Here is a 22,598-nt window from a genome sequence, read left to right on the forward strand (position 1 = left end):
TGGGATGGGGATCGTAGACGAGTTCCAGGCGTTGAAAGCCGAGACCGACGCGGACCTGCTGGCGATGCAGGTGGGTGATTTCTACGAGTTCTTCGCGGCGGACGCGCGAACGGTCGCGTCGGTGCTTGACCTGCAGGTGTCGGAGAAGTCCAACCACGGGTCGTCGTATCCGATGGCGGGCGTGCCCGTCGACGACCTGACGCCGTATCTGGCGGCGCTCGTGGAACGGGGCTACCGGGTCGCGGTCGCCGAGCAGTCCGAGACCGACGCGGGCGACATCGAGCGCGAGATCGAGCGCGTAGTGACGCCCGGCACCCTGCTGGCGTCGACGGACGCCGACCCCCGGTATCTGGCGGCGGTCGTGCGCGAGGCCGGCGGCGACTGGGGGCTGGCGTTCGTGGACGTGACGACCGGGCAGTTCCGCGTGACCCGTGGCGCCGACCGCGCGGACGCGGTCACGGAGCTGTACCGGTTCGCGCCCGCGGAGGTGTTGCCCGGGCCGGCGCTGCGCGGCGACGACGACTTCCTGGGCGTGCTCCGGGAGCGCACGGACGCGACGCTGACGCTGCACGACGCCGGCGCGTTCGACGCCGGGCGGGCGACACACCGGGTGCGCGAGCAGTTCGGCGACGGCGTGATCGAGAGCCTGGGCGTGGCCGCCGACGGGCCGGTGGTGCGGGCGGCGGGCGCGGCGGTGGGCTACATCGCGGCCGCCGACGAGGGCGTGCTGGCGTCGGTGTCCCGCATCCAGCCGTTCGGCGGCGGCGACCACGTGGAGCTGGATGCGACGACCCAGCGCAACCTCGAACTGACCGAGACGATGACCGGCGGCAGCGACGGCTCGCTGCTGGCGACCATCGACCACACCGCGTCGGCGGCGGGGGGCCGCCGGCTCGCGGCGTGGGTGACACGCCCCACCCGGGACCGCGCGGAGCTGGACCGCCGGCAGGCCGCGGTGGGCGCGCTGGCGGACGCCGCGCTCGCGCGAGACGCGCTGGGTGACGTGCTGGGTGAGATCTACGATCTCGAACGGCTGGCCAGTCGCGCCGCCAGCGGGCGCGCCGACGCCACCGATCTGCTGCGGGTGCGGGACACGCTGGCGGCGCTGCCGGACGTGGCGGACGCGCTCACGACGACCCCCGAGTTGGCGGAGTCGCCGGCCCGAGACGTGCTGGCGCGGGTCGACCGGGCGGCCGCCGCCGACGTGCGAGCGGAGCTTGCGGACGCACTGGCGGACGATCCACCGAAGACGCTCTCGGAGGGCGGCCTGCTCCAGGCGGGGTACGACGAGGCGCTCGACGAGCTGCTGGCGGCCCACGACGAGCACCGGGCGTGGCTGGACGGGCTTGCCGACCGGGAGAAAGACCGCCTGGGTATCACCCACCTGCAGGTCGACCGGAACAAGACCGACGGCTACTACATCCAGGTGGGGAACAGCGAAACCGACGCCGTGCCAGACGGCGAGGACGGCGCGTACCGTCGGATCAAGCAGTTGAAGAACGCCACCCGGTACACCATGGCGGAGCTCGACAGCCACGAGCGCGAGGTGTTGCGCATCGAGGCCGAGCGCGCGGAGCTCGAACGGGAGTTGTTCGCGGCGCTTCGCGAACGGGTGGGGGAGCGCGCGGCGGTGCTGCAGGACGTGGGGCGGGCGCTCGCGGAGGTGGACGCGCTCGTGAGTTTGGCCGAGCACGCCGCCGCGAACCAGTGGGTGCGCCCCGAGTTGGTGGCCGGCGACGGCCTCGACATCGACGCGGGCCGCCATCCGGTGGTCGAGCAGACGACGTCGTTCGTCCCGAACGACGCACGGTTCGATGCGAGCCGGCGCTTCCAGGTCGTCACCGGGCCGAACATGAGCGGGAAGTCGACGTACATGCGCCAGGTCGCGGTGATCGTGTTGCTCGCGCAGGTCGGGAGCTTCGTGCCGGCGGACGCCGCCCGCATCGGGCTGGTGGACGGGATTTACACGCGGGTGGGCGCGCTCGACGAGCTGGCTGGCGGGCGGTCGACGTTCATGGTCGAGATGGAAGAGCTGTCCCGCATCCTGCACGCCGCCACCAGCGACTCGCTGGTGGTCTTAGACGAGGTGGGGCGGGGAACGGCGACCTACGACGGCATCTCCATCGCGTGGGCGGCGACCGAGTACCTCCACAACGAGGTGCGCGCCACCACCCTGTTCGCCACCCACTACCACGAGCTGACGGCGCTTGCCGACCACCTGGACGCGGTCGTGAACGTCCACGTGGCCGCCGAGGAGCGCGACGGCGCGGTGACGTTCCTGCGGACGGTTCGGGACGGCGCGACCGACCGATCGTACGGCGTGCACGTGGCAGCCCTCGCGGGCGTCCCGGAGCCGGTCGTGGACCGCGCGCGCGGCGTGCTCGATCGGCTCCGGGAGGAGAACGCGGTGGAAGCCAAGGGGTCGGCCGGCGAGTCGGTGCAGGCCGTCTTCGACGTGGACAGCGGCGGGTTCGTCGACGACGCGGGCGACGACGGCGAGGCGGACGACCCCGAGGCGGCGGCCGTCCTGGACGAGCTCCGGACCGTGGAGCTGGCCGAAACGTCGCCGGTCGAGCTGCTCGGGACGGTGCAGGCCTGGCAGGACCGACTGGAGGACTGAGGCACCGCCGCCGGGTTACCCCTGGCCGACCAGCGACTCCTCGTCGGCGAACTCCGCGGCACGCAGCTCGTACTTCTGGACTTTGCCGGTGGCCGTGGTGGGGAGTTCGTCGACGAACTCGACCCGCCGCACCGTCTTGAACGACGCCAGCTCCGCCCGGGTGTACTCGACGAGCGCGGTGGTCGTGACGCCGGGGTTGTTGGGGTCCCCGGAGGCAGGGACGACGAACGCCTTCGGTGTTTCACCCCAGTCGTCGTGGGGGGAGGGCACGACGGCGACCTCGCCGACGGCGTCGTGCTCGAAGAGCGTGTCCTCCAGTTCGATGGAGGAGATGTTCTCGCCGCCGGAGATGATGATGTCCTTTTTGCGGTCCAGGATCGAGACGAAGCCGGTGTCGTCGACCACCGCGAAATCACCCATGTGGAAGTAGCCGTCGACGCGGTCGGTGAACGCCCGCTCGGTGGCGTCGGGCTTGTTCCAGTAGCGGTCCATCACCTGGTTGCCGGAGACGACGATCTCGCCGATGGTCTCGTTGTCGCGGGGGACGTCGTTGCCGTGCTCGTCGACGACGCGCAGTTCGGTGCCCAACAGGCCGATGCCCTGGCGTTTCTGCATCGCGGCGCGGCTGCCGCCCCCGGCGGCGAGCAGTCGGTCGGCGTCGGAGGTGGCGATCAGGGGGCCGGTTTCGGTGGCCCCGTAGACGTGCATGAGCGACCAGTCGAGCGCCGATTCGACGGCGCGGATCGTCGCCTCCGGGGGCGCGCTGCCGGCGGTGGCGACCCGCACGTCGGCGTCGCCAGTGGCCGCGACGTCGTGGGCCTCGTGGTAGTCCAGGAGCATGTTCAGGACGGTCGGGGCGGCACACAGGTACGACACGGCTTCGGCCTGGATGGTGTCGAAGACGCTGGCGGCGTCGACGCCCCGCGTGCAGACGTGGGTGGCACCAGCGCCCGTGATGGCGAAGATGTGCCCCCAGCCGTTGGCGTGGAACATCGGCAGCGTCCAGAGGTAGGTGTCGGTGTCCGTGATGGTGTGGTGGGTGGACAACAACAGCGCGTGCACCACTTCGTTGCGGTGGGTGCGACAGACGCCCTTGGGGTCCCCGGTGGTGCCGGACGTGTAGTTGATGGTGATCACGTCGTCCTCGGCCATATCGGGGCGGTCGTAGTCGTCGGGATCGGCGTCGGCCAGCAGGGCGTCGGCGTCCTGCCAGTCGCCGTCGACGGCGGCGGGGTCGTCGGTGATGAACGTGGTCGTCGGGATCTGGTCGCGGACCGCCTCGACGCGGTCGGCGTACGCGGCGTCGGCGTAGATGGCGTCCGCGCCGGCGTCGGCGAGGATGTACGCGTAGTCGTCGGGCGTGAGCCGGTAGTTCAGTGGCGTGTGGATGGCCCCCAGCTGCATCGCGCCGTAGGCGGCTTCGAGGTGGTAGTGGGTGTTCGGGTCGAGGACGGCGACGCGGTCGCCGCTGTCGATGCCGGCCGCCTGGAGGACCGCCGAAAAGCGGTCGGCGCGGTCGGCGAGCTCGCTGTACGTGTACCGCCGGCCGGTGGTGGCGACGACGGCGGTTTCGTCGCCGTAGTAGGTGCGCGCGCGGTCGATGAAGTCGGTGACGAGGAGGGGTCGATGCATGACACCACCACCATCACAAACGTCCGTGATAGTTGTTTGGGGTGTGGGCACACCCAACGCCGTGCAGATCAGGGCCAGAGCCCACGGGCTTCCTTCGCACGGCCGATGCGTTGCAGCGCGACAACGTAGGCAGCGTCCCGCCAGCTCAGGTCTCCGTCGTCCACCTCGCTGCGCACGGCGTTCCATGCGGACAGCATCTCGGATTCGAGTTCGTCGCGAACACGCTCCGGCGACCACGTCCGGCGGTTGATGTCCTGGAGCCACTCGAAGTACGACACCGTAACCCCGCCGGCGTTCGCGAGGATGTCCGGGATCACGGGCACGGCGCGCTCCTCGAGGATTCGGTCGGCGGCCGATGTCGTCGGGCCGTTGGCCCCCTCAACGACGATGTCGGCCTGAATGCGGTCGGCGTTGGCAGCGGTGATTACGTTTCCGACAGCAGCCGGGATCACCACATCGACGTCTAGTTCGAGGAGCTCCTCGTTGGTGAGTGTGTTCGGCGCGTCGTGTCGCATCACCGCCGCCGGCTGGTTCCCGTGCGACGGAATCGCGTGTGTATCGAGGCCATCAGTGTCGAGGACGCCACCGTTGACATCGCTGACGGCGACGACGCGTGCCCCCCAGTCATCGAGCAGCAGTGCAGCGTTCGCTCCGACGCTCCCGTATCCCTGGACGGCGACGGTCGCGTCGTCGATGGGGATGTCGTAGTAGTTGATCGCTTCCCTGGTGGCGATGGCGACGCTCCGGCCGGGTGCCTCCGCGCGGCCGTGGCTCCCACCGGCAACTGGCGGCTTCCCGGTGACGACGCCCGGGACAGTCTCGCCCTGTTGCATGCTGTAGGCGTCCATGAACCAGGCCATCGTCTGTGCGTCGGTTCCCATGTCCGGCGCGGGGATGTCCTGGCTGGGACCGACCTCGTCGCGGAGCTCCGCCGCGAACCGCCGTGTCAGTCGCTCGTGTTCGTCGGCGCTGAGGGTCTTCGGATCGACAACGACGCCGCCTTTCGCGCCGCCGAACGGCAGGTCCATGACGGCACACTTCCAAGTCATCCACATCGAGAGGCCGACGCATTCCTCGGCGCTCACACCGGGGTGGTAGCGGAGCCCACCTTTGTATGGACCGCGTACGTCGTCGTGTTGGGCACGGTACCCGTCGTATACCGTGACGGTGCCGTCGTCGCGCTCGACCGGCACCGATACCTGGACCACGCGCGTAGGGTGGGTGAGTCGCTCGATCACGCCGTCAGCGATGTCGACGTGCTCGGCAGCCGCCTGCAGCTGGCGGCGTGCGGTCTCCAGGGCGGTCTCGGGCTCGCTGTCGGTGGAGGGCGCGGACTCCGGCGGTGGTGTCTGGGCCATCGGTCACTCCAGTGGTGTTGCCCGGTTGCGCATGGTTGTCCCGCAGTCCGGACACGCCCCCGGATGGGTGTCCGAGGTGGTGGTTTCTCCACAGATGTGACACTCGTAAGCGGCCTGTGCGTTCGGATCGGTGGGTGCGTCTCGTCCCATCGCATCTCCGTAGTGGCCGTCCACCAATAGCTATGCTAGCTGAATAGTCACCCGTCCTGCGCCGAGTCATGGTGGACTATTCAACCCAACTGCAGCCGGGGTCGTCGAACACCGCGTCGAAGACTTTCGATTCGATGCGGTTGACGTGGTCGTAGAACGCGGTGTTCGAGATCCCCAGCGTCTCCGCGACGACCGCCCCACTGACGGCGTGTGAGGGATCGAAGAAGCCGCTGTGGTAGGCGACCTGTGCGACCTCCACCTGCCGCTCGGTCAGCGACGGACCCTGCGCGTCGTCGGCGCTCGATTGCTGGCGGCGGCGGGCCGTAACGTCCACCGACGCGAACGCGTCCGCGAGCAGGCTGTCGGCAGCGCGTGCCGTTGCGGCGTCGGGCGCGGCTGCCACGAGGGTCCCCGACTCGGGAGTGGCCGTTAGTTGGCGTCGGGTTACCCCCTGGGCGGCGAGCGCGCGCGATCGCAACCCCGTCCGGAGGGAGAGGCTCACCACGCCACTATCGCCGGTAGCTTGGACGACATCACCGCTGATCACGTCCACAAGAGCCGTTGCCCCGGCGACCACGGCGTCCGGATCCGCACCGTCAACGCTGACCACCACGCGGGTGTCTCCCGTGCTCCCGGCCACCTCGCTTTCAACGGTGAGCTGGCAGTCGAAGTCGGCGGCCAGTCGGCCGAGCAGCCAGGATTGGTCGCGGACTGCGTACGTCACCACCACGGTGGTATCGCCGTCAAGCGCGGCCTTGCGCTGTGCGGAGCTGATCGCCGCCCCGACGGTTTGTCCGAGTTCCGCGAACACCGCTCGCACCGTCTCGCTGAACGCGTTCGGGGCCGTGTCATAGACCGTGACAGTGCCGAACAGTACGTCGTCTGAAACTAAGGGCACGGACAACACCGAGTTGAACCCGTGAGCGAGCGCGGCTGCCGGCCAGTCGGCGTCCCGGCGGCGGTCGGCAACATTCGGCACTAGCGTCACTGAGCGGTCGGCGGCCGTTCGAACGGCTGGCTCGGAGACGCCTGACGCGGTCGGTGACAACGCCGCTTCGTCGAGGTAGCTGGATGCATCGCCCGCCCACGCCCGTGGCGTGACGTGGTCGTTGTGCGCGGTTGCGTCACCAACCCACGCGAAGGCAAAGCGGTCGCCGGCAGTGAGCCGCTCGCAGACCGCGGTTTCGATGTCCGCTCGGGAGTCAGCGTCCACGAGCGCGCCGTCAACCTCTCGGATGATCTCGTTCACCTGGTTGATCTCGGAGAGGCGGCGGTTCTGTGCCTGCAAGCGCTGGTCGCGCTCCCGGAGCTCGGCCTCCCGGTCGAGGCGGTCCAGTGCTGCCTCAAGCGTGGCCGCCAGGAGGCGCGCGATCTCGATCCCGACAGCACCCAACGCGTCGTCGGAACGCCCACGATCCGTCCCCGCGAGCACCACGCCGTGGTCGCCGATCGGGAGGGCCGTCCACTCGGCCAACCCGGCAGCCACCCCCGCATCCCACTCCCCCTCGGCACCGGAGTCGACCACGCGGTCCGCGACGAACGCCGTGCCGACAGGAGAACGGTCGTCGAGTCGCAACTCGCCGGCGTCTTCGACAGCAGCCGCCAGGTTGTCGGCGGCCGCAACCGGGTACAGTCGGTTTTCGTGGCGATCGAACCGGTAGACCGCGATGCCACCGGCGGGTAGCGCCGCCGTCCCGTCGTCGACGACCCGAGTCGCCGCCTCGGTGGCGGTCCCGGCATACAGCAGATCGCGGCTCGTCTCCTGGAGTTGCGCGAGTGCGTCCTCCCGTTGTTTCCGTGTCGTCACATCCCGGCAGCTGTACAGTCGCGTCCCACCCTGAATGGAGACTTCACGGACGTTCACGAGTAGCGTGTGTTGGTCGCCGTTCGCGTCCGTTGCCGTACACTCGACGTTCGTCACGACGCCGTTCCGGGACAGCGAGTCACCGCCCACGGGATCGCACCCGAGGAGCTCGTCGATGGTTCCGAACGCACGGATTTCCTCGGCCGTGTAGCCGAAAATGTAGTGCGCGTTCGGGCAGACGTACGTGAACGTTCCGTCGTCATCAGTCACGAGGACGGTGTCGGTCATGTTGTTCAACGTGACGCGGTGGAGTTCCTCGGACGCCCGCAGTTCTTCGGCGAGCTGCTCGCGTTCCCGGCGTACGTCGCCCTGAACGACAAGCCGGTCGTCGTTTGGGACCGGCTGCACGCGGAACGCCCACTGAACGGACGGCTCGGCGTCGCGGCCGCTGGCAGCGGGCGTGCGTTGCGTCTCGAAGGCGGCGTCAAAGCTCGCGTACTCGTCGTTAGCGGCGGCACGAACGGCACGCTGGACCTCGTGGCGGGTGGCAGTGGGGTTCGCCCATGGCAGCCCCCAGAGTCGGCGTCCCTGGAGTGCTGCGGCGGGGGTGGTGGCCGCGTCCGCCGCAGCGTCGTTCGCCGAAAGCACCACGCCGTCGGCGTCCACCACGGCGACAAAGCGATCCGGATCGTTGAAGACCGGCGCGGAAACCGGCTGGTGGTCGTCGGACACCATCACTGTGGGCCAGCAGCCACGGGCCGAAAAGTCTAGCTGCCGACGCGGCATTGATACGGCAGCCGCGCGTGCGGCCGGATATGAGGATCGAGCGCGCGAACCGGCCGGGGGAGCGTCGATGACTGACCGCATCCGAGCGCTCGACGACGCGACGGTCGCGCGGATCGCGGCCGGCGAGGTGGTCGAGCGGCCGGCCAGCGTCGTCAAGGAGTTGGTGGAGAACAGCCTCGACGCGGGCGCAGCGAGCGTGGACGTGAGCGTCGACGCCGGCGGCACCGACCGGATCGTGGTGGCCGACGACGGCCGCGGGATGACCGGCGACGACCTCCGGATGGCGGTCCGCCAGCACACGACGAGCAAACTCGACGACGCCAGCGGGCTGGACGGCGTGGGGACGCTGGGGTTCCGGGGGGAGGCGTTGTACACCATCGGCTCGGTGGCGGAGCTGACCGTGACGACGCGACCCCGGAACGCCGGCGATACGGGCGCGCGCATCACCGTCGACCACGGCGACGCGGGAAGCGTGGCGCCGGCCGGCCACCCCGCAGGCACGACCGTCGAGGTGACCGACCTGTTCGGGGAGACCCCCGCTCGTCGGAAATACCTCAAGCGCGCCGCGACCGAGTTCGGGCACGTGAACCGCGCGGTCACCCGGTACGCGCTGGCGAACCCGGACGTGGCGGTGTCGCTGACCCACGACGGCCGGGAGGTGTTTGCGACCACGGGCACCGGTGACGTGCAGGACGCCGCGCTCGCCGTCTACGGCCGGGAGGTCGCGCAGTCGCTGCGCACCGTGGACGCCGATCCAGCGGCGGACAGCGTCGAGCGCGTCCACGGCTACGTCTCGGACCCCGAGGTCACGCGCTCGACCCGGGAGTACCTCGCGACGTTCGTGAACGGGCGCGCGGTCACGGACGCCGTGCTCCGGGAGGCAGTCCTCGACGGCTACGGCGACCAGCTCGCGCCCGACCGTTACCCGTTTGCGGTGCTGTTCGTGGACTGCGAGGGCGTCGACGCGAACGTCCACCCCCGGAAGCTGGAAGTCCGCTTCGAGGACGAGGCCGGCGTGAAAGCCGCCGTCGAGGCGGGGGTTCGGGACGCCCTGTTGGACGCGGGACTCGTGCGGGCGGGCGCGCCCCGGGGCGCGTCGAAGCCCGGCGACGCCGAGATTTCGCCCGAACACTCGCCGACCGACAGAGACGCTGGGGCCGCCGGGGGTGGGGACGCTGCGGGTCAGAGCGACGGAAACGGGCAGAGGACAGCGGCGTCCGGTGCGACCAGCGAGTCGCCGGCGTCCGCGTTCGAGACCGGCGGCGGCGACGAGGCGGCCGACAGCGCCGCGTCGACGGACGGCACACGCGAGCGACCGGGTTCCGGCACCGAGTCCCGGACGGGGCGCTTCGACGCGCCCGCCGAGAACGCGCGGCTGCCGACCGGAGCAGGCGGGCCGGAGGCGGACGACCAGGACACGACCTCGGAGCGCGACAGCCTCCCGGACCTGCGCGTGCTCGGGCAGCTCCACGACACGTACGTCGTCGCCGAGGCCGGCGACGGCCTCGTCCTCGTCGACCAGCACGCGGCCGACGAGCGCGTGCACTACGAGCGCCTGCAGGCCCGCGTTGACGGCGCGTCGCAGGCGCTCGTCGCGCCGGCCGAGCTGGAGCTGACGGCCGGCGAGGCAGCCGTCTTCGAGGCGGCGCTCGGCGGCCTCCGCGAACTTGGCTTCGACGCCGAGCTCGCCGGGCGGACGGCGCGCGTGACCGCGGTGCCGGCGGTCCTCGCGGACGCGCTCGACGCCGAGCTCGCGCGGGACGTGCTCTCGTCGTTCCTCGCGGACGCCGACGGGACGCCGGTCGCGGACGCCGCCGACGCCGTGCTGGCTGATCTGGCGTGCTCGCCCGCGATCAAGGGCAACACGTCACTGGCCGAGGGGTCGGTCGTGGCGTTGCTGGACGCGCTGGACGCCTGCGAGAACCCCTACGCGTGCCCGCACGGCCGGCCGACGATCGTCGAGGTCGACGGCGACGAGCTCGCCGCGCGCTTCGAGCGCGACTACCCCGGGCACGCCGGCCGGCGGCGCGAGGACGCCGGGAACTAAGCCCCGGCGCGCGTACGCCGCGTATGGACGTGGTGACGTTCGGGGAGACGATGCTGCGGCTGTCGCCGCCGGGCCACGAGCGCGTCGAGGCGGCCGACCGGATGGACGTGCGCGTGGCGGGCGCGGAGAGCAACGTCGCCGTGACCGCCGGCCGCCTCGGGGCAGAGACGGCGTGGCTGTCGAAGCTCCCGGCGTCGCCGCTCGGGCGGAAGGTCGCGGCGACGCTGCGCGCGCAGGGCACCACGCCGGAGGTCACGTGGACCGACCGCGACGACCTCCGCCAGGGGCTGTACTTCCTCGAACAGGGCGGGGAGCCACGCGGGACGACCGTACACTACGACCGCCAGGACGCCGCCGTGACGACGGCGACCGCCGACGAACTGGCACCCGCGTTCGTCGAGCGCGCCGGCTACCTCCACACGTCGGGCATCACGCCCGCGCTCTCCGAAACACTCGCGGCGACGACCGCGGACCTGCTCGAACTCGCCCAGGAGACGGGGACGACGGCAACCCTCGACGTGAACTACCGGCGTGGGCTCTGGAGCCACGAGGAAGCCCGCGACACACTGGAGGCGCTGTTCCCGGACGTGGACGTGCTGTTCGTCGCCGAGCGCGACGCCCGCGGCGTGCTGGACAGAACGGGGGACGCCGACGCCATCGCCAGGGGGCTGGCCGACGAGTTCGCGTTCGGCACTGTCGTCCTCACGCGCGGCGAGGCCGGCGCACTGGCGGTGCGCAACGCCACCACGGTCACGCAGCCCGTCTTCGAGACGGAGACCCACGACCCGATCGGCACCGGGGACGCCTTCGTCGGCGGCTACCTCGCCGCGCGCGTCGACGGCGGGGACGTCGAGGACGCGCTGGCGTGGGGGGCTGCGACGGCCGCGCTGAAGCGCACGATCCCCGGCGACGTGGCGCTCGTCACGCGCGCGGACGTCGAATCGGTGCTGGCCGACGAGCACAGCGGAATCGACCGGTAGCGATGGCTGTCACCGCCGCGTCACCCGTCCGGTGGTGACAGCAGGAGGGTCGCCCCGCCAGCGGCGACGGCGAGGACGCCACCGAGCAGGAACGTCTCCGTCCAGCCGAGCGAGCCGACGAGCGCGCCCGTGACGGTGCCGCCGAAGACGCCGCCCCACACCTTCCCCGAGTACAGGAGGGCGTAGTTCGCGCTGGAGTGCTGTTCGCCGTAGTAGTCGCCGACGACGCTCGGGAACAGCGTGTACTGGGGGCTCCAGAAGAACGTCGCGGCGACGACGGCCACGACGAACCCCACGCCGTCGCCGCGGACGCCGAAGAACGCGACGGCGAACAGGCCGACGCCGACGGCCGTGAACGTCGCCGCCATCGCGGTCGTGCGGTCGACGCGGTCGCTGACGCCCCCGACGACGAGGCGGCCGACGCCCCCAGCAAGCGGCAGCAGTGTGGCGGCGGCGGTGGCGATGCCGCCGGCCAGCCCGAGGTGGGCGGCGTAGGAGACGACCTTCTCGGTGAGCATCAGGCCGGCCCCGGAGACGGCGACGAACACGACGTACATGAGCCAGAACTGCCACGTGTGGATCAGCTCCCGCCAGCTGAACTGGGGGCCGGTGTGGGCGGCGGTGTCGCCGGCCGACCGCCACCCCGCCGGCGGATCGCGGAGCACGAGCGCGCCGCCGAGCACGACGACGAACACCAGCACGCCGAGCGTCCGGAGGACGCCGACGTAGGCGTCCGCGGGCAGCGCGGGGCCGGTGTTCGCGCGGACGTAGGGGACGAGGGCGGCGCTGCCGGCGGCGAACGCCATCGTGCCGGCGCCGGCGGTGAGCCCGCGGCGGTCCGGGAACCACTTGAGCGCGGTGTTGACGGCGACGGTGTAGACGATGCCGACGCCCAGCGCGCCCAGCGCGTACGCCAGGTAGAGCTGCCAGACCGTTCGGGCGACGGACAGCCCGAGGTAGCCGCCGCCGGCGAGGAACGCGGCGACGACGGCGACCCCGCGGGGGCCGTGGCGGTCGCGCCACCAGCCGACCGGGAACTGGCTGCCGGCCTGCACGACGACGAACAGCGTGAACACCGTCGAGAGCGCGGCCGCCTCGATGCCGAGGTGGCGAGCCACCGGCTCGCGGAGGCTGCTCCAGACGTACTGGTAGGGGCCGACGACCGCCATCATGGCGGCCGCCGCGAGCACGAGCCACCACCGGGAGAACCCGAGGTGGGCGCGCGCCCGGGCGGCGTGATCAGCGTCGGGCATTCGGCGTCACCGGCTGGCGGCTGGGCTGCGCGGGCGGGTGCATGCTGGACCGAACAGCGGGCGCACCGGTATGCCTGCTGATTCCGGGGCGTGTCAGTGGCCGCGGGCTGCGAGGTGCGCGCCCACTTCGGCCATCACCGTTTCCTCGGCGCGCGAGAGGTGCTCCCAGGTGGTGGTGTCGGCGAGCCCGATCTCGTCGGCGATGTCCGCGACGCGCACGGTCGCCGCTTCGTCGTAGTAGCCCATGCGCGTGGCGAGCGCGAGGACCTCCCGCTGGCGGTCGGTGAGCGCGTCCAACATCCGGGAGACCGCGAAGTGCTCGCCGCCGGCACCCGCTTCGACGCTGGCCGCGGCGACGAGTTCGGCGTCGCTGCCGGCGGCTTCGATCGCCGCCACGGCCTCCGTGGGGTCGGGATCGCCGTCCGGAAGGTACAGCGTCCAGTGTTCCCAGCCGGCGCGAACGACCGAGCCGCCGCGGTGGTGGATGCCGTGGTCGGCGAGGTGGGCCGTGACGGACCGCCAGTCGGTGGTGTCGTGGGTGACTGCGACGAAGACGTGGTCGGCGTCGCGGCCGGACCACGCGTCGACCGAGCGCACCGGGTCGGCGGCGGCGACTGTGTCCAGGAACCCCTGGACGTGGTCCCCGGGGCCGCGAACGGCCAGGATGCGGCTGCGGTCGCCGTCGCTGCCGGGCAGCGAGGAGACGGCGCGCACCGTCACCGCGGGGTAGTCGGCGCTCACGTCGCTTGCCGGCGCGCCGTGGTTGCGCACCCGCAGGGTCACGTCACGCATCCTATGTGTATAGCTGGCCCAGTGACTTACAGTTAGTGACGGTGTGCTGACGGTGATGCCGGCGAGCGCCGCGCGGGGGCCAACCCCTTTGGGTGCGGCCCGGTGATGTACGGGTATGACTACCGAGCAACCACACGTCGTGATCGTCGGCGCGTACGGCAGCGCGGGCGTGGCTGCCGCCGAGGAACTGGTCGACGAGGACGTCACCTTGACGCTGATCGACGACGGCGAGCCGGGCGGTGGGCTCTGCATCCTCCGGGGGTGTATGCCGTCGAAAGAAGTGCTGTCGGCGGGCGCACACCGCTACCAGGCGCGCCACGACGACCGCCTCACGGGTGCAGTGCCGGACGTCGACTTGGACGCGGTCGTGGACACCAAAGACGACCACGTGTTGGGGTTCGCGGAGCACCGGCGGGCGGCCGTCCACGACATGGCCGAGCGCGAGCACGTCACGTTCCACCACGACACCGCGCGGTTCGTCGACGACCGCACGCTGGTCGTCGACGGCGAGCGCATCGAGGCCGACTACGTCGTGCTCGGCACGGGGTCGGCGCTGAACGTGCCCGATCTGCCCGGGATCGCGGACACCGACTGGATGGGCAGCCGGGACGTGCTCGACGCCACCGAGTTCCCTGATTCGGGCGTCGTCATGGGGTTCGGGTACGTGGGCGTGGAGCTGGTGCCGTACCTCTCGGAGGCCGCCGATATGGACCTCACCGTGATCGAGCACGACGACCGCCCCCTGGACTCGTTCCATCCGGTGTTCGGCGAGGAGATCCTCGCCCAGTACCGCGAGGAGTTCGACGTCGACATCCGCACCGAGGTCAGGGAGGAGGCCGTCGAGGAGACCGACGACGGCGGCGTGCGGGTCCGCCTCGACGACGGGACGACCGCCGAGGGCGAGCAGCTGTTCCTGTTCACCGGGCGGACGCCGTCGTATCCGGCGGGCATCGAGGAGACACGTCTCACCCCCGATCCGGAGTGGGTGGATCCGGCGACGATGCAGGCCCGCGACGACGACCACGTGTTCGTGGTGGGTGACGCCATGGGCGAGCGCATGCTGCTGCACAACGCCAAAGAGGAGGGGTACGCGGCCGGCCGGAACGCGCTGGCCGTCGAGCGTGGGGGTGACTTGGAGACGTACGACCCGTTCTCACACCAGGTGATGTTCTCGGGGCTGGGCGTGTTCCCGTTCGCGTCGCTGGGGTTGACCGCCGAGGCGGCACGGGCCGCCGGGCACGACGTGGTGACGAGTCAGCGCGACGCGTCAAGCGACGGCGTGTTCAAGACCAAAGACGCCGCGCGCGGCGCGGCGCGCCTCGTGGTCGACGCCGACGACGGGACCGTCCTGGGATACCACGGCCTGCATTATCACGCCGACGTGATGGCGAAGACCATGCAGGTGGTGTTGGCCGCCGGGATGGACGTGCGTGAGATCCCGGATCGCGCGTATCACCCGACGACGCCGGAGGTGCTCGACGGGCTGTTCGGGGACGCCGCGGCCGAGCTGTAGCCGGGAGCCGACGCGTTGATTGCAGGCGTCAGACGGGGAGGAACAAGAGTTTTCACCCGGCCCATTCAACGGGCCTACATGTCCGACGATACCGAGGACGACAGCGGCGGGGAGTCGACGGCCGACATGGAGTTCGGCGAGCAGCCAGCGCCGCTCGGTGTCAAAGTCGGGAGCACGCGCACCGTGGTCGCCGAGGACGACGCCGACAGTCCGTCCGTGACGCAGACGTTGACCTGTCTGGCGACCTACGACGACGCGCTCACCGGCGAGGAACACGTCATCTACGGGGCGGAAGCCGCCACGGAGTATCCCGACCGCGTCCGGTTCATGCTGCGCTCGGGGCTGCCCGAGGACGAGGAGACCACGGGTCTGGCCAAGCGGTTCTTCGAGGAGTTCGCGTCCGCGAACGGCCTGGACACGGATTCGGTGGTGGTGTACGCGATCCCCACCATCGACAACGAGGCGGGCCTCGACCGGCTCGCGGAGATCATCGAGGACGGGCCGGTGGGCGAGCGCCGCATCGCGTCGTACCCCGAAAGCCTGTGCGGGGCCGTGCCCGCGCTGGGCGACGGCCTCGACGCCATCGAGGACACGTTCGTCGCGATCAACATGGGGTCGACGAACCTGGAGGCGTGCGCGTACCGCCGCGGCGAGCAGCTCGCGCCGTTCTCGACGGGCGCGATCACGGGCACCGAGGTCGACCGCCGGATCGCCAACTACGTCGAGGAGGAAACCCAGGGGCGCGTGAACATCGACCTCACGACGGCCCGGGAGTACAAGGAGCAACACGCCGATTTCAACGACTACGAGCCGTTCAGCGACATCATCCAGCAGCCCGGCGGCGGCACCTACGAGTTCACCATCGAGGACGCCGTGATGGACGCCGTCGACGAGTTCGTGGACGCGGCCGTCGACGAGGTGGCGAACGTCTTCCTGCCGGATCTCGCCAGCGACTACGTGAAGATCTACCAGCAGGCGCTTGACAACCCGATCGTGCTGACCGGCGGGATGGGCTGCATTCCGGGCATCGTCTCGGAGTTCGAGACCCGCCTGGGCGAGGAGATCGACCGCGAGGTCGAGGCGACGACCGCCGACGAACCGGAGACCGCGGCGGCGCGCGGCGCACACCGGATCGCCGAGCGATTGGTCGATCTCGGGGAGTACTAGCGCGGTCGCTGGGACTGGCGTCGGCGGGCGCAAAAAACTCGGGTACCCCTACCCGGCGGTTCTGCCTGTGTTCCCGGCGGATAAATGTCTTGTCAGACTGTCGCGGGTCGTCCACCGAAACCGTGTCTGAGACTCCCCCGCACGGATCGGGGTCCATAACAACGTGGCGGCCGAAGTCCGGACAGACAGCCCCGAGTGTGTCAGAGCGCCCGGGGTGTGCCCGCAGCGTGGCCCCACAGCCACTGACACGCACCAATGCGCCGACGCACCTACCTGTCGCTGGTCGGGAGTGCCGCGGCCGCCGGAACCGCCGGCTGCCTCGGTGTCCTGGGCGGCGACGACACACCGACCGTACTGCCCGAGCCCGACCACGAGTACGACGCCAGCGCGCTCCCGTATCCCGCCTGGGGCGAGCGCGTCCCCGACGCCACGGTTCCGGCGGCGCTCGGGGACGCCACGGTGTCGACCCGGGAGACCGAGACCCCGGCGTTGTACACGTTCTTCTACAGCCACTGCCAGACCGTCTGTCCGGTGTTGGTGTCGACGCTCCGGAACATCCAGACCCACGCCGCGAACAACGGCTACGCCGACGACATCGCGTTGCGGCCCGTGACCTTCGACCCCGAGCGCGACACCGCCGACCGCCTGGCGTCGTACGGCGAGCGGATGCACGTCGACACCGACGCCGACAACTGGACGTTCCTGCGGCCGGCGGGCGTCGACCGCGCGAAGGCCGTGGTGACCGACGACTTCGGCGTGACGTTCAAGCGCACACACCCAGAGGACATGGCGCAGTACATGTTCTCACACGCGGCGCTGACCGTGCTCGTTAACGCCGACGGCTACGTGGAGCGGACGTACCGGTCGAAGTCGCCGGACGAGCAGCAGCTCATCGCGGACCTGGAGACGGTGAGACAAGCGTGAACCGGCGGCGGGTGCTGGCCGCGCTGGCGGGCAGTGGGTTGACCGGCGCCAGCGTCTGGGTGGCCCGCAACGGCGTCCCCTCGCCCGGCGACGAAGACGCCGCCAGCGGCGGTCTCCCGAGAACGGTCGAGACCCTGGACGCGCCGGGATCGACGGCGGGGACAGCGCAGGTCCCCAGCCCGGACGCCCCGACGGTCGTGGACCTGTTCGCAACGTGGTGTGCGCGGTGTGACGAACAGCTCGCGTCGATGCGCGCGGTTCGGGGCGACTACCCGGACGTGTCGTTCGTGTCGGTGACCAACGAGCGCGTCGGCGACACGCTCACCCGCGGCGATCTGGCCGACTGGTGGACTGCCAACGGCGGCGAGTGGACGCTCGGCGTCGACCCCGGGAGCGGCGTGCTCGCCGCCTTCGGCGCGAACGCCCTGCCGTTCGTCGCCATCACCGACGCCGACGGCGAGATCGTCGCCACACACAGCGGGGTCGCGTCCGCGGCCACGCTGCGCGAGCGCCTCGACACAGTCACATGAGTGCGCTCCCGTTGGGCGGCGCGGCGGCGTTCGCCGCGGGCGCGGGCGTCACGACGTTCTTTGCGCCCTGCGCGTTCCCCCTGCTGCCGGGGTACGTCGGCTACTACGTGACCGAGCGCGACAGCGACATCGCGGTGGTGGCGGCCGCCGCCGCCGCCGCCGTGGGCGCGATCACCACGCTTGGAGCCGTCGCCGGCGTGGTGCTCGCGGCCGGCCAGCCGGTCAAGGCGGCGCTGCCCGCAGTCGAGCCCCTGATCGGACTGGGGCTGGTGGTGGTCGGCGTGCTCACAGCGGCCGGGCGCGGGCCCCGGATCACCGTCGTGCTCCCCGAGCGTCCCGCGTCGGTGGTCGGGTTCGGCGTGTTCGGCGGCGTGTACGCGCTGGCCGCGGCGGGCTGTGTGGTGCCGGTGTTCATCGGCGTCATCGGGCAGGCGGTCGAACACCCGCTGCCCGGCGCGGTGACCGTGCTCGGCGTGTACGCCGCGGGCGTGGCCGCGCCCCTGGTCGGCGTGACGCTGCTTGCAGGCGCGGGTGTCGACGCGTGGCGCGAGCTCGGCGCGTACACCGAATCCATCGAGCGCGCCGCGGGCGTGGTCATGGTGGCCGCGGGGGTGGGCCAGATCGTCGTTGGGCTCGGGCAGGTGTCGGCGGTCGGCGTCAGCCTGTAGCGCTGGGCCGGCGGCTACGGCGAGATGCGGCCCAGCCGGAGGGCGTTGCCGGTGACCCCGAGCGTCATGCCGGCGTCGCCGGCGAGCACCGCCAGCCAGATCGGCACCAGGCCGAACGGCACCCCGACCGCGAGCGCGGCTTTCAGGCCGAGGCTCGCCCAGATGTTCTGGCGGATGACCGTGTTCGTGTCCCCGGCCAGCTCGTAGAGGTACGGTAGCGTCGTGATGGCGTCCCCCAGCAGCGCCACGTCCGCCGTCTCGATCGCGGTGTCGGTGCCCGCCGCCCCCATGGCGATGCCGACTGTGGCAGCCGCCAGCGCGGGCGCGTCGTTGATGCCGTCGCCGACCATCGCCACGTCGCCGTGTTCGTCCTGGAGGTCCGCAACGACGCTGGCTTTCTCCGCGGGGAGGCAGTCGGCGTACACCGCGTCGACGCCGACCTCGTCGCCGACGGCGCGCGCGGTGCGCTCGTTGTCCCCGGTCAGCATCACGGTCCGAGCGACGCCGTGCTCGCGGAGCCTGGAGACGGTGTCGGCTGCGCCCGCCCGCACCGTGTCACCGACCGCGATCACGCCGAGCAACGCGTCCGCGGTGCCCACCAACACCACCGTCTTGCCGGCGGCCTGGAGGTCGGGGATCGTGTCGGCCCGGAGATCCAGGCAGTCGGCGTGCTCGCAGTCGGGCTGGGCCGCCCGCAGGCCGCCGTCAGTGGTCGCATGCACGTGGGACAGGTCGACGCCGTGTTCCTCGAACAGCGCGGGCTTCCCGGCGAAATGCGGTTGGCCGTCGAGCGTGGCGCGCACCCCCTGGCCAGTGACGCTGTCGAAGTCCGTGACCGACGGCGCGTCGACGCCGGCTTCGTCGGCGGCGTCCACGATGGCGTCCGCGATGGGGTGTTCGCTGCGGGCTTCCAGGCCGCGAGCGCACGCCAGCACGTCGCGCTCGCGGTGCCCGTTGAGCCCGCGAACGTCGGTGACCGCAAGGTCGCCCGCGGTCAGCGTGCCGGTCTTATCGAAGGCGACGACGTCGACGTCGGCCATGGCTTCGAGGTGGGTGCCGCCCTTGACGAGCACGCCGTGGTTGGCCGCGCTCGTGATGGCCGACACGACTGACACCGGCGTCGAGATGACGAACGCACACGGGCACGCGAGCACGAGCAGCGTCAGCCCGTGGACGACCGCAGTCGGCCAGGACACGCCGAGCACGAACGGCGATCCAAGCGTCGTGAGCACCGCGAGCGCGACGACGGCAGGCGTGTACTTGGCGGCGAAGCGTTCGACGAACTGCTCGCGGTCGGTCTGATTCGACTGGGCGTCCTCGACGAGTTCGACGATGCGGGACAGCGTGTCGTCGCCCGGGGCGGCGGTGACCTCGACTTCGAGATACCCCGTCTCGTTGACGGTGCCGGCGTACACCTCGTCGCCCGGCTGCTTGCTTTCGGGGACGGATTCACCCGTCACGGGCGACTGGTCGACGGCGCTGTCCCCGTCAACGACGACGCCGTCGGCCGGGATCTTTTCGCCCGGCCGCACCGCAACGCGGTCGCCGATCGAAACCGTGTCGGCCGGGACCGTCGTCTCGGTGCCGTCGGGGTCGATGATCGTCGCTTCATCGGGAGACAGCGCCATGAGCTCGCGCAGCGACTGGCGGGCGCGGTCCATGGCGTACCCCTCAAGCAGTTCCGCGATGCTGAACAGGACCGCGAGCGTCGCGGCCTCGAAGTACAGCGGCTTCCCGAACGCGAAGCTGGCGGTGAGCGCGCCGAGGATGGCGATCGACATCAGGAAGTCGATGTCCATGCGGCGGTCGCGGGCCGAGCGCGCGCCGTTGCGAAGCGTCTTGAAGCCACCGGCCGCGACCGCGACGAGGAACGCGACGTCGGCGGCGTGCAGGCTGGTGCCGGCGACCACCCCCAACACGACGTTCGCGTCACCGACGAAGAACCGCAACGCCAGTCCGGCGAGCAGGAACACGCCGCCGACCGCGGTTTGGAGGGCGCGAGGGCTGGTCCAGACGTCCGCCCGGGAGGTGTCTCGGTCGCCGTCGGTTCCGGTGACGTCGTAGCCGGCGGCCTCAACGGCGGCCACGACGTCCGGCGTGGTGGCCGTGCTTTCGTCGAGCGTGACGACGACGGAGCCCGTCGTCGGCTGTTCTTCGTGGGCGGTGACGCCGGCGGTGGCGTCGAGGGCGTCCGCGACGCTGCCGGCGCACGACGAGCAGTCCATCCCGGGCACGTCGAGGCGCAACTCGACCAGGCCGTCGCCGGGCGGGTGATCGCGTGAAGACATTGCGAACTGGTACGTTCCGGACGGTTATGAACGCTACTGCTATCTACCCGGGTTGAGTTAATCAAAGTTAACAAAAAAATCCGATTGAGTTATTAATTAGGAGGTTGAGCCGCGGCGGCACAGGGATCACCGGCCGCCACCAGCGTGCCCACATGGCGGCGTTCATCGCGGGGAACCGAGCGCAACGGACGCATCGAGGAGCGACAGGAGCGCTTCGACACCGCCGACTGCGTGGCGATGACCCGCCCGATCCGTGACATCGCAAACGAGAGCGGACGTTCCGCGGCCGCGGTCGGATACGCGCTGTTCGCGTGCGACGCCCACGTTCGTTCGGGCACGCTGTGTTAGCAACGTGGACCGTCAAACGCGGCTTGAATGGTATTTTTTAATACTGAGTGCGGACTGTGTTGTTATATGAGCGTTGTCAGCGTCTCGATGCCCGAAGAACTGCTCGAGCGACTCGACGACTTCGCGGACGATCACGGATACACCGGTCGCAGCGAGGTCGTCCGGGAGGCCAGCCGAAACCTGCTCGGCGAGTTCGAGGACAAGAAACTGGAGGGGCGGGAGCTGATGGGCGTGGTCACTGTGGTCTTCGATTACGAGACGACGACCGTCGAGGAGAAGATGATGCACCTGCGCCACGAACACGAAGGGTTGGTGGCGTCGAACTTCCACAGCCACGTCGGCGGTCACCACTGCATGGAGCTGTTCGTGCTGGAGGGGTCACTGGAGTCCATCTCGACGTTCGTCGGGAAGATCCGCGCGACCAAGGACACACTAACCATCGATTACTCCGTGCTTCCGGTTGACGAGTTCGGGGGGCTGGCTGACGTGAGCTGACGCGCTACGTGTGTTGAGCGATCCAGCGCCCGTCTTCCTCAGCGACCAAGCCGTTGTCCTGGAGGTCCGGGAGGACACGAAGGAGCGTGAGCAACGGCAACTCGAGGTCGGCCTTGAGGTCGTCCAACGTTGCCCCACCCTGGGTCGCGAGATAGAGGTAGACGAGCTTCCGACGGTTCGAGTCGATGGCACGAACCGATGACACGACGCCAGCTGACTGCTCGTCACGTTGCGTGCTCATATCCGACGGCAGTACTTCGACGATAATAAAACTGGCCTACCACGTCTGTCGAAATCGGTGGGCGACAGGAACCGCCACAAGCGAAGCGACACGCTGGGCCGTCGACAACGGCTGTGGAACTGCGTGGAGCGACGGCCACAGCAATGCCGTAACTCCTTACGCGTGGAGGGCCGACGGGGCGTCAACTGACGGCATCGTGCTCGCGGGCCCAACCGCGAGCACGTCACCACCGCTGCACCGCTGCAGCGTGTGAAGGGTGGAGGGAGAGAGGAGAGACTGTGAGACCGAACGCTGCGATGTGGATTGCCGACACCCCCACTGCACGCACGTTCGAAGCCTCACGATCGACACGAGCACGGGAAGCCACATAAATCAGTGTCGGCGTTCTCTGGCGCTGCAAGTGCCCCGGAACGCACAGGGCAGTCGAACGCCGATCCACGGACCGGCTGACCGCCGGCCGGGATGTTACAACCGGTCGAACGCTTCGTCCACCATCTCCCCCGTGGTGGCGACGATGTCCTGCATCTCGCTGTCGTCGGCAGCCATCCCGAGGAGTCGCGCGATGCGCATGATCGAGACGTGATAGACCCGCTGGCGGCCGGGCGATTCTGCCCAGATCACCACGTTACACGGCATCAACGCGCCCAAGCGGTTGTCGGTCGCGTCGAGGGCGCGATCGGCCACGTCGGGGTGACACGCGCCCAGCACGTAGTAGGGGTCGCGGTCGGCGTCGATCTTCTCGTTGAGTAGTTCCGCGGGCGAAAACTCCACGGGGACACCGAAGCCGGCATCCGTGAATACGTCCCGGACGTGCTCGATGGCGTCCTCGTGGGACAGTTCCAGTGTCGCCTGCTGTTCGCCGATGTCAGCGGGGTCGATGGCGGCCGGGTCGATGGGAAGCATTCCGTGTGGTGTATCGACCAGGCCGGACAAAACGGTGGCGAGAACAAGCACCGCGCGCCCGACACCTCAGCGAGCGAAACAACCGACTCACACCAGCCG

At 70.3% G+C, this 22,598-nt stretch carries 19 protein-coding genes; 10 read left to right on the plus strand and 9 right to left on the minus strand.

What is annotated here, in order from left to right:
- Window positions 1-4 precede the first annotated feature (4 nt).
- The gene (gene mutS, locus APQ99_RS07585; RefSeq protein WP_010902076.1) at window positions 5-2,620 is read left to right on the plus strand and encodes a DNA mismatch repair protein MutS; all 2,616 of its coding nucleotides are present in this window, start codon (window positions 5-7) and stop codon (window positions 2,618-2,620) included.
- 15 nt (window positions 2,621-2,635) lie between these two features.
- On the opposite strand, the gene APQ99_RS07590 is transcribed toward mutS, so the two are convergent.
- The 4 genes from APQ99_RS07590 to APQ99_RS07605 all read right to left on the minus strand — a co-directional run bounded on the left by APQ99_RS07590 (window position 2,636) and on the right by APQ99_RS07605 (window position 8,299).
- Window positions 2,636-4,252, minus strand: coding sequence for an AMP-binding protein (locus APQ99_RS07590; protein WP_012289110.1), 1,617 nt, complete (start codon window positions 4,250-4,252; stop codon window positions 2,636-2,638).
- 68 nt (window positions 4,253-4,320) lie between these two features.
- Window positions 4,321-5,610: a glutamate dehydrogenase GdhB gene (gdhB, locus tag APQ99_RS07595; protein WP_010902074.1), complete on the minus strand. Its 1,290-nt coding sequence runs from the start codon at window positions 5,608-5,610 to the stop codon at window positions 4,321-4,323.
- A gap of 3 nt (window positions 5,611-5,613) precedes the next feature.
- Window positions 5,614-5,760: a rubrerythrin-like domain-containing protein gene (locus APQ99_RS07600; RefSeq protein WP_012289109.1), complete on the minus strand. Its 147-nt coding sequence runs from the start codon at window positions 5,758-5,760 to the stop codon at window positions 5,614-5,616.
- Window positions 5,761-5,836: 76 nt separating this feature from the next.
- Window positions 5,837-8,299: a bacterio-opsin activator domain-containing protein gene (locus APQ99_RS07605; RefSeq protein ID WP_012289108.1), complete on the minus strand. Its 2,463-nt coding sequence runs from the start codon at window positions 8,297-8,299 to the stop codon at window positions 5,837-5,839.
- A 118-nt stretch (window positions 8,300-8,417) separates the two neighbouring features.
- Between APQ99_RS07605 and mutL the strand changes: the two genes are divergently transcribed.
- Together mutL and kdgK1 are read left to right on the plus strand one after the other, a co-directional pair.
- Window positions 8,418-10,397, plus strand: coding sequence for a DNA mismatch repair endonuclease MutL (gene mutL / locus APQ99_RS07610; protein WP_010902072.1), 1,980 nt, complete (start codon window positions 8,418-8,420; stop codon window positions 10,395-10,397).
- Between the two features lie 23 nt (window positions 10,398-10,420).
- Window positions 10,421-11,377 (plus strand): bifunctional 2-dehydro-3-deoxygluconokinase/2-dehydro-3-deoxygalactonokinase, encoded by a 957-nt coding sequence (gene kdgK1 / locus APQ99_RS07615; RefSeq protein ID WP_010902071.1) that lies wholly within the window; start codon window positions 10,421-10,423, stop codon window positions 11,375-11,377.
- 20 nt (window positions 11,378-11,397) lie between these two features.
- Here the strand turns inward: kdgK1 and APQ99_RS07620 are convergent, their stop codons facing one another.
- Entirely contained in the window at window positions 11,398-12,630 is a 1,233-nt protein-coding gene (locus APQ99_RS07620) for an MFS transporter (RefSeq protein WP_010902070.1), read from the minus strand.
- Window positions 12,631-12,723: 93 nt separating this feature from the next.
- Window positions 12,724-13,422 carry a helix-turn-helix domain-containing protein gene (locus tag APQ99_RS07625; protein WP_010902069.1) on the minus strand — a complete coding sequence of 233 codons (699 nt, stop codon included), beginning with the start codon at window positions 13,420-13,422 and terminating at the stop codon, window positions 12,724-12,726.
- A 115-nt stretch (window positions 13,423-13,537) separates the two neighbouring features.
- On the opposite strand from APQ99_RS07625, the gene APQ99_RS07630 reads away from it, so the two are divergent.
- The 5 genes from APQ99_RS07630 to APQ99_RS07650 all read left to right on the plus strand — a co-directional run bounded on the left by APQ99_RS07630 (window position 13,538) and on the right by APQ99_RS07650 (window position 18,224).
- Window positions 13,538-14,935, plus strand: a complete 1,398-nt coding sequence (locus tag APQ99_RS07630; protein ID WP_010902068.1) for an FAD-dependent oxidoreductase — start codon at window positions 13,538-13,540, stop codon at window positions 14,933-14,935.
- A 78-nt stretch (window positions 14,936-15,013) separates the two neighbouring features.
- Window positions 15,014-16,102 (plus strand): acetate and sugar kinases/Hsc70/actin family protein, encoded by a 1,089-nt coding sequence (locus tag APQ99_RS07635; protein ID WP_010902067.1) that lies wholly within the window; start codon window positions 15,014-15,016, stop codon window positions 16,100-16,102.
- A 255-nt stretch (window positions 16,103-16,357) separates the two neighbouring features.
- Complete coding sequence (locus tag APQ99_RS07640; protein ID WP_010902066.1) at window positions 16,358-17,026, plus strand: SCO family protein; 669 nt, start codon at window positions 16,358-16,360, stop codon at window positions 17,024-17,026.
- The gene (locus APQ99_RS07645) at window positions 17,023-17,556 is read left to right on the plus strand and encodes a TlpA family protein disulfide reductase (protein ID WP_012289107.1); all 534 of its coding nucleotides are present in this window, start codon (window positions 17,023-17,025) and stop codon (window positions 17,554-17,556) included. The genes APQ99_RS07640 and APQ99_RS07645 overlap by 4 nt, the downstream gene beginning before the upstream one ends.
- Window positions 17,553-18,224: a cytochrome c biogenesis protein CcdA gene (locus APQ99_RS07650; protein ID WP_010902064.1), complete on the plus strand. Its 672-nt coding sequence runs from the start codon at window positions 17,553-17,555 to the stop codon at window positions 18,222-18,224. The genes APQ99_RS07645 and APQ99_RS07650 overlap by 4 nt, the downstream gene beginning before the upstream one ends.
- A 14-nt stretch (window positions 18,225-18,238) precedes the next feature.
- Here the strand turns inward: APQ99_RS07650 and APQ99_RS07655 are convergent, their stop codons facing one another.
- The gene (locus APQ99_RS07655; RefSeq protein ID WP_010902063.1) at window positions 18,239-20,512 is read right to left on the minus strand and encodes a heavy metal translocating P-type ATPase; all 2,274 of its coding nucleotides are present in this window, start codon (window positions 20,510-20,512) and stop codon (window positions 18,239-18,241) included.
- 144 nt (window positions 20,513-20,656) lie between these two features.
- On the opposite strand from APQ99_RS07655, the gene APQ99_RS07660 reads away from it, so the two are divergent.
- Both APQ99_RS07660 and APQ99_RS07665 read left to right on the plus strand, forming a co-directional pair.
- Entirely contained in the window at window positions 20,657-20,860 is a 204-nt protein-coding gene (locus APQ99_RS07660; RefSeq protein WP_012289105.1) for a hypothetical protein, read from the plus strand.
- A 66-nt stretch (window positions 20,861-20,926) separates the two neighbouring features.
- A complete protein-coding gene (locus tag APQ99_RS07665) occupies window positions 20,927-21,355 on the plus strand; it encodes a CopG family ribbon-helix-helix protein (protein WP_012289104.1) in 429 nt (142 codons plus the stop codon).
- Between the two features lie 4 nt (window positions 21,356-21,359).
- Here APQ99_RS07665 and APQ99_RS07670 read toward each other — a convergent pair whose 3' ends face one another.
- Both APQ99_RS07670 and APQ99_RS07675 read right to left on the minus strand, forming a co-directional pair.
- Entirely contained in the window at window positions 21,360-21,596 is a 237-nt protein-coding gene (locus APQ99_RS07670) for a hypothetical protein (protein ID WP_010902060.1), read from the minus strand.
- A 465-nt stretch (window positions 21,597-22,061) separates the two neighbouring features.
- Window positions 22,062-22,499 (minus strand): DUF302 domain-containing protein, encoded by a 438-nt coding sequence (locus tag APQ99_RS07675; RefSeq protein WP_010902059.1) that lies wholly within the window; start codon window positions 22,497-22,499, stop codon window positions 22,062-22,064.
- Between the last annotated feature and the right edge of the window lie 99 nt (window positions 22,500-22,598).

The sequence above is a fragment of the Halobacterium salinarum DSM 3754 genome (assembly GCF_008124605.1).
Taxonomy (GTDB): Archaea; Halobacteriota; Halobacteria; order Halobacteriales; family Halobacteriaceae; genus Halobacterium; species Halobacterium salinarum.

What these genes read in the sequence shown, in the direction of transcription:
- mutL (WP_010902072.1), top strand. Translation starts at nt 8,418, where the DNA reads ATGACTGACCGCATCCGAGCGCTCGACGACGCGACGGTCGCGCGGATC.
- APQ99_RS07625 (WP_010902069.1), bottom strand. Translation starts at nt 13,422, where the DNA reads ATGCGTGACGTGACCCTGCGGGTGCGCAACCACGGCGCGCCGGCAAGC.
- APQ99_RS07590 (WP_012289110.1), bottom strand. Translation starts at nt 4,252, where the DNA reads ATGCATCGACCCCTCCTCGTCACCGACTTCATCGACCGCGCGCGCACC.
- APQ99_RS07630 (WP_010902068.1), top strand. Translation starts at nt 13,538, where the DNA reads ATGACTACCGAGCAACCACACGTCGTGATCGTCGGCGCGTACGGCAGC.
- APQ99_RS07655 (WP_010902063.1), bottom strand. Translation starts at nt 20,512, where the DNA reads ATGTCTTCACGCGATCACCCGCCCGGCGACGGCCTGGTCGAGTTGCGC.
- APQ99_RS07605 (WP_012289108.1), bottom strand. Translation starts at nt 8,299, where the DNA reads ATGGTGTCCGACGACCACCAGCCGGTTTCCGCGCCGGTCTTCAACGAT.
- gdhB (WP_010902074.1), bottom strand. Translation starts at nt 5,610, where the DNA reads ATGGCCCAGACACCACCGCCGGAGTCCGCGCCCTCCACCGACAGCGAG.
- APQ99_RS07640 (WP_010902066.1), top strand. Translation starts at nt 16,358, where the DNA reads ATGCGCCGACGCACCTACCTGTCGCTGGTCGGGAGTGCCGCGGCCGCC.
- kdgK1 (WP_010902071.1), top strand. Translation starts at nt 10,421, where the DNA reads ATGGACGTGGTGACGTTCGGGGAGACGATGCTGCGGCTGTCGCCGCCG.
- APQ99_RS07650 (WP_010902064.1), top strand. Translation starts at nt 17,553, where the DNA reads ATGAGTGCGCTCCCGTTGGGCGGCGCGGCGGCGTTCGCCGCGGGCGCG.
- mutS (WP_010902076.1), top strand. Translation starts at nt 5, where the DNA reads ATGGGGATCGTAGACGAGTTCCAGGCGTTGAAAGCCGAGACCGACGCG.
- APQ99_RS07670 (WP_010902060.1), bottom strand. Translation starts at nt 21,596, where the DNA reads ATGAGCACGCAACGTGACGAGCAGTCAGCTGGCGTCGTGTCATCGGTT.
- APQ99_RS07600 (WP_012289109.1), bottom strand. Translation starts at nt 5,760, where the DNA reads ATGGGACGAGACGCACCCACCGATCCGAACGCACAGGCCGCTTACGAG.
- APQ99_RS07635 (WP_010902067.1), top strand. Translation starts at nt 15,014, where the DNA reads ATGTCCGACGATACCGAGGACGACAGCGGCGGGGAGTCGACGGCCGAC.
- APQ99_RS07665 (WP_012289104.1), top strand. Translation starts at nt 20,927, where the DNA reads ATGAGCGTTGTCAGCGTCTCGATGCCCGAAGAACTGCTCGAGCGACTC.
- APQ99_RS07620 (WP_010902070.1), bottom strand. Translation starts at nt 12,630, where the DNA reads ATGCCCGACGCTGATCACGCCGCCCGGGCGCGCGCCCACCTCGGGTTC.
- APQ99_RS07675 (WP_010902059.1), bottom strand. Translation starts at nt 22,499, where the DNA reads ATGCTTCCCATCGACCCGGCCGCCATCGACCCCGCTGACATCGGCGAA.